Source organism: Pseudomonas sp. H3_D04 (assembly GCF_054669175.1).
This window is the reverse complement of record NZ_CP162801.1, coordinates 6555161-6562962: the sequence shown is the minus strand read 5'-3', so window position 1 is coordinate 6562962 and position 7802 is coordinate 6555161. Positions and strand designations below refer to the sequence as shown.

The 7802-nt window shown below is 54.0% G+C and carries 17 protein-coding genes; all 17 read right to left on the bottom strand.

Features of this window, described 5'->3' with window-relative positions; all coding sequences use genetic code 11:
* A partial coding sequence (gene rplF / locus AB4N91_RS30140) for a 50S ribosomal protein L6 (protein ID WP_460112008.1) occupies positions 1-477 on the bottom strand: 477 nt, incomplete at its 3' end.
* 12 nt (positions 478-489) lie between these two features.
* Positions 490-882 carry a 30S ribosomal protein S8 gene (rpsH, locus tag AB4N91_RS30135; RefSeq protein WP_003186040.1) on the bottom strand — a complete coding sequence of 131 codons (393 nt, stop codon included), beginning with the start codon at positions 880-882 and terminating at the stop codon, positions 490-492.
* 209 nt (positions 883-1091) lie between these two features.
* The gene (rpsN, locus tag AB4N91_RS30130; protein WP_003176414.1) at positions 1092-1397 is read right to left on the bottom strand and encodes a 30S ribosomal protein S14; all 306 of its coding nucleotides are present in this window, start codon (positions 1395-1397) and stop codon (positions 1092-1094) included.
* Between the two features lie 13 nt (positions 1398-1410).
* Positions 1411-1950: a 50S ribosomal protein L5 gene (gene rplE, locus AB4N91_RS30125; protein ID WP_003176415.1), complete on the bottom strand. Its 540-nt coding sequence runs from the start codon at positions 1948-1950 to the stop codon at positions 1411-1413.
* Positions 1951-1970: 20 nt separating this feature from the next.
* Complete coding sequence (gene rplX, locus AB4N91_RS30120; RefSeq protein WP_003176416.1) at positions 1971-2285, bottom strand: 50S ribosomal protein L24; 315 nt, start codon at positions 2283-2285, stop codon at positions 1971-1973.
* Positions 2286-2296: 11 nt separating this feature from the next.
* A complete protein-coding gene (rplN, locus tag AB4N91_RS30115; RefSeq protein WP_002555479.1) occupies positions 2297-2665 on the bottom strand; it encodes a 50S ribosomal protein L14 in 369 nt (122 codons plus the stop codon).
* Between the two features lie 23 nt (positions 2666-2688).
* Positions 2689-2955 (bottom strand): 30S ribosomal protein S17, encoded by a 267-nt coding sequence (gene rpsQ / locus AB4N91_RS30110; RefSeq protein WP_003176419.1) that lies wholly within the window; start codon positions 2953-2955, stop codon positions 2689-2691.
* A 2-nt stretch (positions 2956-2957) separates the two neighbouring features.
* Entirely contained in the window at positions 2958-3149 is a 192-nt protein-coding gene (rpmC, locus tag AB4N91_RS30105) for a 50S ribosomal protein L29 (protein WP_008030901.1), read from the bottom strand.
* Positions 3149-3562, bottom strand: a complete 414-nt coding sequence (gene rplP / locus AB4N91_RS30100) for a 50S ribosomal protein L16 (RefSeq protein ID WP_007896757.1) — start codon at positions 3560-3562, stop codon at positions 3149-3151. The genes rpmC and rplP overlap by 1 nt, the downstream gene beginning before the upstream one ends.
* A gap of 12 nt (positions 3563-3574) precedes the next feature.
* A complete protein-coding gene (rpsC, locus tag AB4N91_RS30095; protein WP_003176422.1) occupies positions 3575-4261 on the bottom strand; it encodes a 30S ribosomal protein S3 in 687 nt (228 codons plus the stop codon).
* 13 nt (positions 4262-4274) lie between these two features.
* Positions 4275-4607, bottom strand: a complete 333-nt coding sequence (rplV, locus tag AB4N91_RS30090; protein WP_003103908.1) for a 50S ribosomal protein L22 — start codon at positions 4605-4607, stop codon at positions 4275-4277.
* Positions 4608-4620: 13 nt separating this feature from the next.
* Entirely contained in the window at positions 4621-4896 is a 276-nt protein-coding gene (rpsS, locus tag AB4N91_RS30085; protein WP_002555486.1) for a 30S ribosomal protein S19, read from the bottom strand.
* A 16-nt stretch (positions 4897-4912) separates the two neighbouring features.
* Positions 4913-5737, bottom strand: coding sequence for a 50S ribosomal protein L2 (gene rplB, locus AB4N91_RS30080; RefSeq protein WP_003176423.1), 825 nt, complete (start codon positions 5735-5737; stop codon positions 4913-4915).
* A gap of 14 nt (positions 5738-5751) precedes the next feature.
* Positions 5752-6051, bottom strand: coding sequence for a 50S ribosomal protein L23 (gene rplW, locus AB4N91_RS30075; RefSeq protein ID WP_002555488.1), 300 nt, complete (start codon positions 6049-6051; stop codon positions 5752-5754).
* Positions 6048-6650, bottom strand: a complete 603-nt coding sequence (rplD, locus tag AB4N91_RS30070; RefSeq protein WP_007896707.1) for a 50S ribosomal protein L4 — start codon at positions 6648-6650, stop codon at positions 6048-6050. Before rplD ends, rplW begins: the two co-directional genes overlap by 4 nt.
* Before the next feature lie 12 nt (positions 6651-6662).
* Positions 6663-7298, bottom strand: coding sequence for a 50S ribosomal protein L3 (gene rplC / locus AB4N91_RS30065; protein ID WP_003186059.1), 636 nt, complete (start codon positions 7296-7298; stop codon positions 6663-6665).
* Between the two features lie 80 nt (positions 7299-7378).
* Complete coding sequence (gene rpsJ, locus AB4N91_RS30060) at positions 7379-7690, bottom strand: 30S ribosomal protein S10 (RefSeq protein WP_003186070.1); 312 nt, start codon at positions 7688-7690, stop codon at positions 7379-7381.
* Between the last annotated feature and the right edge of the window lie 112 nt (positions 7691-7802).

The window sequence follows — 7802 nt, the reverse complement described above, 5'->3', positions numbered from 1 at the left end:
GCCTTTGTACGGCTCTGGTGGACGGAAGTCGCGGATCTCGGCGGCCACTTGACCTACCAGCTGCTTATCGATGCCCTTGATCAGGATATCGGTCTGGCTAGGAGTCTCAGCGGTGATGCCTTCCGGCAGTTCATAATCCACTGGGTGCGAGAAGCCAAGAGCCAGGTTCAGCACTGTGCCTTTTGCTTGCGCTTTGTAACCAACACCGACCAGCTGGAGCTTACGCTCGAAGCCTTGGCTTACGCCTTGGACCATGTTGTTTACCAACGCACGAGTGGTACCAGCCATTGCGCGAGTTTGTTGATCGCCATTGCGAGCAGCGAAACGCAGCTCACCAGCTTCTTCAACGATCTCAACGGACGAATGGATGTTCAGTTCGAGAGTGCCCTTGGCACCCTTCACCGAAAGCTGTTGGCCTGCGAATTTTACTTCGACACCGGCTGGCAGCTTAACGGGGTTCTTAGCGACGCGTGACATGCTTATCCCCCCTTAGAACACAGTGCAAAGAACTTCGCCGCCGACACCGGCAGCGCGCGCAGCACGATCCGTCATCACACCTTTGTTGGTGGAGACGATAGACACACCGAGACCGCCACGAACCTTTGGCAGATCATCGACGGACTTGTACTGACGCAGGCCTGGACGGCTAACGCGCTTCACTTCCTCGATGACCGGACGGCCTTCGAAGTACTTCAGCTCGATGGACAGCAGTGGCTTGATTTCGCTGCTGATCTGATAACCCGCAATGTAACCTTCGTCCTTCAGGACTTTGGCAACAGCTACCTTCAAAGTAGAAGATGGCATGCTTACGACGGACTTTTCAGCCATCTGGGCATTACGGATTCGAGTTAGCATGTCCGCTAACGGGTCCTGCATACTCATGGGCTAGACGCTCCTAATACAAAAAAATTAGCCTTGCGGCTACTACTTGTCGCCGAGCTCATCCATGCGAAAAAAGCACGGGCTCAGGCGAGCCGGGTATTCTAGACACACCCCACAAATGAATCAAGCCCCAAAAGGGGCTTGATTCAAGTTCAAGGTCACCGGTGGTCAGGATCTTGCGATCCCGAACACCGAGACTTTGATAGTGCTTACCAGCTGGCTTTAACCAGACCAGGTACGTCACCACGCATTGCAGCTTCACGCAGTTTGTTACGGCCGAGGCCGAACTTGCGGTAAACGCCGTGTGGACGACCGGTCAGGCGGCAGCGGTTACGCATGCGCGAGGCGCTTGCGTCACGTGGCTGCTTCTGCAGAGCTACCGTAGCTTCCCAACGTGCTTCTGGACTTGCGTTCAGATCAACGATGATAGCTTTCAGTGCTGCACGCTTTTTGGCGTACTTGGCAACCGTGAGCTGACGCTTCAGCTCGCGGTTTTTCATGCTCATCTTGGCCATTTTCCTACTCCAATCAGTTGCGGAACGGGAATTTGAAAGCACGCAGCAGCGCGCGACCTTCATCATCGTTCTTGGCAGTGGTGGTCAGGGTAATGTCCAGACCGCGGAGAGCATCGATCTTGTCGTAGTCGATTTCCGGGAAGATGATCTGCTCTTTTACGCCCATGCTGTAGTTACCACGACCATCGAAGGACTTGGCATTCAGGCCGCGGAAGTCGCGAACCCGAGGCAGGGAGATCGACAGCAGACGATCCAGGAATTCGTACATACGCTCACGGCGCAGAGTCACTTTGACGCCGATCGGCCAACCTTCACGGACTTTAAAGCCAGCGATGGATTTCCGAGCGTAAGTCACAACGACTTTCTGACCGGTGATCTTTTCCAGGTCGGCAACAGCGTGCTCGATGACTTTTTTGTCACCGACAGCTTCGCCCAGACCCATGTTCAGGGTGATTTTGGTAACGCGTGGAACTTCCATCACGTTCGAAAGCTTAAGTTCTTCCTTAAGCTTCGGTGCGATTTCCTTCCAGTAAATCTCTTTTAGTCGTGCCATGGTCTTCTACCTAGCAGTGTTCAAGCATCAACCGCTTTTTGGGTCGACTTGAAGACACGAATTTTCTTGCCGTCTTCTACTTTGAAACCAACGCGGTCAGCCTTGTTGGTTTCGCCGTTGAAAATGGCGACGTTAGAAGCGTCCAGTGGAGCTTCTTTTTCGACGATACCGCCTTGTACGCCCGACATCGGGTTAGGCTTGGTATGACGCTTAACCAGGTTCAGACCACCAATAACCAGACGGTTATTAGCGAGAACCTTAAGCACCTTACCGCGCTTACCTTTGTCTTTGCCGGCGATCACGATGATCTCGTCGTCACGACGAATCTTTTGCATGTCGGATCTCCTTACAGCACTTCTGGGGCGAGCGAGACGATCTTCATGAACTTCTCAGTACGAAGTTCACGGGTCACTGGCCCAAAGATACGGGTGCCGATCGGCTCTTGCTTGTTGTTCAGAAGAACAGCAGCGTTGCCATCAAAGCGGATAATGGAGCCATCAGCACGGCGTACGCCGTGACGAGTGCGGACTACAACAGCAGTCATCACTTGGCCTTTTTTCACTTTACCGCGAGGAATTGCTTCCTTGACGGTAACTTTGATGATGTCACCGATACCAGCGTAACGACGATGGGAGCCACCCAGCACCTTGATGCACATAACACGGCGAGCGCCAGAGTTATCGGCCACATCGAGCATGGATTGAGTCTGAATCATATAATTTCTCCGACCCCTAGTCCTTAGACTTCCACAGCGCGTTCGAGAACATCAACCAGCGCCCAAGACTTAGTCTTGGCCAAAGGACGAGTTTCACGAATAGTGACTTTGTCGCCGATGTGGCACTGATTGGTTTCGTCGTGCGCGTGCAGCTTAGTCGAACGCTTAACGTATTTACCGTAGATCGGGTGCTTAACGCGACGCTCGATCAGAACGGTGATGGTCTTGTCCATTTTGTCGCTGACAACACGGCCAGTCAGCGTACGGACGGTTTTTTCGGCTTCAGCCATGATTACTTACCTGCCTGCTGTTTGAGCACAGTCTTCACGCGAGCGATGTCACGCTTAACTTGCCGGAGCAGGTGAGACTGCCCCAACTGGCCAGTTGCTTTCTGCATGCGCAGATTGAACTGGTCGCGCAGCAGGCCGAGCAGTTGCTCGTTAAGCTGCGGCGCGTCTTTTTCACGAAGTTCATTCGCTTTCATCACATCACCGTCCGTTTAACAAAAGCGGTGGCGAGCGGCAGCTTTGCAGCAGCCAGGGCAAAAGCCTCACGCGCCAGCTCTTCAGAAACGCCCTCGATTTCATACAGGACTTTGCCTGGCTGAATCTGGGCTACCCAGTACTCCACACTACCCTTACCTTTACCCATCCGAACTTCGAGTGGCTTTTTGGAGATAGGCTTGTCCGGGAATACACGGATCCAGATCTTGCCGCCACGTTTAACGTGACGGGTCAGAGCACGACGCGCTGACTCGATCTGACGAGCGGTGAGACGACCACGAGCTACAGACTTCAGCGCGAACTCGCCGAAGCTGACTTTGCTACCGCGCTGAGCCAGACCACGGTTGTGGCCTGTCATCTGCTTGCGGAACTTCGTACGCTTTGGTTGCAACATTTGGCGTACCCCTTACTTAGCAGCTTTTTTACGAGGCGCTGGTGCTTGTGGTTTCAGTTCTTCTTGGCGACCACCAATTACTTCGCCTTTGAAGATCCAAACCTTTACACCGATCACACCGTAAGTGGTGTGAGCTTCGTAGTTGGCATAGTCGATGTCGGCACGCAGGGTGTGCAGTGGCACACGACCTTCGCGATACCATTCAGTACGTGCGATTTCAGCACCGCCGAGACGACCGCTCACTTGGATTTTGATGCCTTTGGCACCAATGCGCATGGCGTTTTGTACAGCGCGCTTCATAGCGCGACGGAACATTACGCGACGCTCCAGCTGCTGAGCTACGCTCTGCGCAACCAACATACCGTCGAGTTCCGGCTTGCGGATTTCTTCGATATTGATGTGCACAGGCACACCCATTTGTTTGGTCAGGTCCTGACGCAGTTTCTCAACATCTTCACCTTTCTTCCCGATAACGATACCTGGACGAGCGGTGTGGATGGTGATACGTGCAGTTTGAGCCGGACGATGGATATCGATACGGCTTACGGACGCGCTTTTTAGTTTGTCTTGGAGATACTCACGCACCTTCAGATCAGCGAACAAATAGTCCGCATAAGTCCGACCGTCTGCGTACCAGACGGAGGTGTGTTCCTTGACGATTCCCAGGCGAATGCCAATGGGATGTACTTTCTGACCCATCTCTTCGACTCCGTTACTTGTCAGCAACCTTGACAGTGATATGGCAAGACCGCTTGACGATGCGATCAGCACGGCCTTTGGCACGTGGCATGATTCGCTTCAGCGAACGCCCTTCGTTGACGAAAACGGTGCTGACCTTGAGGTCATCAACGTCTGCGCCTTCGTTATGCTCGGCGTTGGCTACGGCCGACTCCAGCACTTTCTTCATGATCTCGGCGGCTTTCTTACTGCTGAAAGCCAACAGGTTGAGCGCTTCGCCCACCTTCTTCCCGCGGATCTGGTCGGCGACCAAGCGGGCTTTCTGGGCGGAGATTCGAGCGCCCGACAACTTAGCGGCTACTTCCATCGTTCCTTACCCCTTAACGCTTGGCTTTCTTGTCTGCCACGTGCCCACGATATGTGCGGGTACCGGCAAACTCGCCTAGTTTGTGGCCGACCATGTCTTCGTTCACGAGAACTGGAACATGTTGACGACCGTTATGAACTGCAATGGTCAGACCGACCATTTGTGGCAGGATCATCGAACGACGCGACCAGGTTTTAACTGGTTTGCGATCGTTCTTTTCCGCCGCCACTTCGATCTTCTTCAGTAGGTGAAGATCAATAAAAGGACCTTTTTTCAGAGAACGTGGCACTGTCGTATCCCTCTATTTACTTGCGACGACGGACGATCATTTTGTCGGTACGCTTATTACCACGAGTCTTCGCGCCCTTAGTCGGGAAGCCCCATGGCGATACCGGATGACGACCACCAGAGGTACGACCTTCACCACCACCATGTGGGTGGTCAACCGGGTTCATGGCAACACCACGAACGGTTGGGCGAACGCCACGCCAGCGTTTGGCACCAGCTTTACCCAGCGAACGCAGGCTGTGCTCGGAGTTCGAGACTTCACCCAGGGTCGCGCGGCATTCAGCCAGCACTTTACGCATCTCACCAGAACGCAGACGCAGGGTCACGTAGACACCTTCACGAGCGATCAGCTGAGCCGAAGCACCAGCGGAACGAGCGATTTGCGCGCCTTTACCTGGCTTCAATTCGATGCCGTGTACGGTGCTACCAACTGGAATGTTACGCAGTTGCAGAGCGTTGCCCGGCTTGATCGGCGCCAAAGCACCTGCGATCAGCTGGTCGCCAGCACTCACGCCTTTAGGGGCGATGATGTAGCGACGCTCGCCATCTGCGTACAGCAGCAGAGCGATGTGAGCAGTACGGTTTGGATCGTATTCGATACGCTCGACAGTGGCAGAGATGCCATCTTTGTCGTTGCGACGGAAATCGACCAGACGATAATGCTGCTTATGGCCACCACCGATGTGACGAGTGGTAATGCGACCATTGTTGTTACGACCACCAGTCTTCGATTTTTTCTCGAGCAGCGGTGCGTGAGGAGCGCCTTTATGCAGCTCCTGGTTGACCACCTTGACCACAAAACGGCGGCCAGGGGAAGTCGGTTTGCATTTAACGATTGCCATGATGCACCCCTTCCTTACTCAGCACTGCTGCTGAAATCGAGATCTTGGCCTGGCTGAAGGGAGATAACTGCCTTCTTCCAGTCATTACGCTTGCCCAGACCGCGAGCAGTGCGCTTGCTCTTACCCAGAACATTCAGGGTAGTAACACGCTCTACTTTCACGCTGAACAGGCTTTCGACGGCCTTCTTGATTTCCAGCTTGGTTGCGTCAGTTGCAACCTTGAAAACGAACTGGCCTTTCTTGTCAGCCAGAACCGTAGCCTTCTCGGAAACGTGCGGGCCAAGCAGAACTTTAAATACGCGTTCCTGGTTCATCCCAGCAGCTCCTCGAATTTCTTCACGGCCGACACGGTGATCAACACCTTGTCGTATGCGATCAGACTAACTGGATCGGAACCTTGCACGTCACGTACATCAACGTGTGGCAGGTTACGAGCAGCCAGGTACAGGTTCTGATCAACTACTTCAGACACGATCAAGACGTCAGTCAGGCCCATGCCGGTCAGTTTGTTCAGCAGATCTTTGGTCTTCGGTGCATCAACAGCGAAGTCCTGAACCACAACCAGACGATCAGTACGCACCAGCTCAGCAAGGATGGAACGCATTGCTGCGCGATACATCTTCTTGTTCAGCTTCTGGGTGTGATCCTGAGGACGAGCTGCGAAAGTGGTACCGCCGCCACGCCAGATTGGGCTACGGATAGTACCGGCACGAGCACGGCCAGTACCTTTCTGACGCCATGGGCGCTTACCGCCACCACGAACGTCGGAACGGGTCTTTTGCTGCTTGCTACCTTGACGGCCGCCGGCCATGTAGGCCACGACTGCTTGGTGAACCAGCGTCTCGTTGAATTCGCCGCCAAATGTCAGTTCGGAAACTTCGATCGCTTGAGCGTCATTTACATTTAATTGCATGTCAGCTTCCCCTTAACCGCGAGCCTTGGCTGCTGGACGTACAACCAAGTTGCCGCCAGTAGCGCCAGGAACAGCGCCCTTGACCAACAACAGATTGCGTTCAGCGTCCACGCGCACTACTTCGAGGGACTGCACGGTCACGCGCTCAGCGCCCATATGACCGGACATTTTTTTGCCCTTGAATACACGACCAGGAGTCTGGCACTGGCCGATAGAGCCTGGAACGCGGTGGGACACGGAGTTACCGTGGGTATTATCTTGCCCGCGGAAGTTCCAACGCTTGATCGTACCCTGGAAGCCTTTACCCTTGGACTGACCGGTTACATCAACCAGTTGACCAGCGGCGAAGATTTCAGCGTTGATCAGATCGCCGGCCTGGTACTCGCCTTCTTCAAGGCGGAATTCCATTACGGTACGACCAGCGGCAACGTTCGCTTTAGCGAAGTGGCCAGCTTGAGCAGCTGTAACACGCGAAGCACGACGCTCGCCTACAGTGACTTGCACTGCACGATAGCCATCGGTCTCTTCAGTTTTGAACTGGGTGACGCGATTCGGCTCGATCTCAATGACCGTGACCGGAATGGAGACACCTTCTTCGGTGAAAATACGGGTCATACCGCATTTACGACCGACTACACCAATAGTCATGTTGTAAACCTCATGAGTGTACGGGGCTTTCACCCGCTATGGCCGCCCATTTCAGAGCGTTACACGACTAAGACCGAGTCTTAGCCGAGGCTGATCTGTACTTCCACACCGGCCGCCAGATCAAGCTTCATAAGAGCATCAACGGTTTTATCCGTTGGCTGGACGATGTCCAGTACGCGCTTATGAGTACGGATCTCGTACTGGTCACGCGCGTCTTTGTTGACGTGCGGGGAGACCAGAACGGTGAACCGCTCTTTACGGGTAGGCAGTGGAATTGGACCACGCACTTGAGCACCAGTACGTTTCGCGGTTTCCACGATTTCCTGGGTGGATTGGTCGATCAGGCGATGGTCAAAAGCCTTCAACCTGATACGGATTTGCTGATTTTGCATTGGATTTCAGACTCCGGCTGCTATTCCCACCGAGCGCAATACGCCCGTTAAAAGGAGGCGCAATTCTATAGACGCCCCATATAGGTGTCAACCCAATAAAAAAGCCCCCGCT